The 561-nt window shown below is 41.7% G+C and carries 1 protein-coding gene; it reads left to right on the top strand.

Annotation, left to right across the window (positions count from 1 at the left end; genetic code table 11):
• Nucleotides 1–98 precede the first annotated feature (98 nt).
• Nucleotides 99–314, top strand: a complete 216-nt coding sequence (locus AACW06_RS19975; protein WP_192076381.1) for a hypothetical protein — start codon at nt 99–101, stop codon at nt 312–314.
• Nucleotides 315–561: the final 247 nt, after the last annotated feature.

Below are 561 nucleotides of genomic sequence, written 5' to 3'. Positions count from 1 at the left end.
CGCCTAGTTAGCTGCTGCACTTTCGCTAGCAAATTACGCCAAAATGCCTAATTTGAAACACATTATTGCTTTCAAACGGCAAAGTAAAACGGACAGCTGTGAAATTAAAACCTAATCCACGAAATGCGCTTGGTAAAGAAGAAATGACCGAGAAAATCACTATTCCTGAGCCTGGTAATTTGCAAAGAATTCTATCGAAAAAACCAACGACAAAGCACACGAAACGAATTGAGGCATTCATGAATTTCAACAGCAAAGAAGCCGCGCCAACGAACTTAACAAACACAACACTTCCCGTAAGTAGACTTCGTTAAGTTCAAACGCTTCCCGAAAAGTGCCACTGGCGAGATAGCTGAGAAACTGAGATTTATCCGGTGTGTAGCTAGAAAACCGAAAGCCTTGCCACCCTAAATTCACCGTTTTTCTTAACCCCAGCTAACGCCCAATTAAGGGGTGAGCAACGCTACCACACAACCTAAAGCATTGTACCGTAAACACTAAATTTGAAGTAGAAGAAAAATGCCAAGCGTTGGGAATCCCTCTTAAATTGTTTGTTATGTG

It is taken from the genome of Vibrio sp. S12_S33, from assembly GCF_963889785.1.
Taxonomy (GTDB): domain Bacteria; phylum Pseudomonadota; class Gammaproteobacteria; order Enterobacterales; family Vibrionaceae; genus Vibrio; species Vibrio aestuarianus.
Note: the sequence above shows the minus strand (reverse complement) of the source record. Positions and strands in the feature narration are given on the sequence as shown.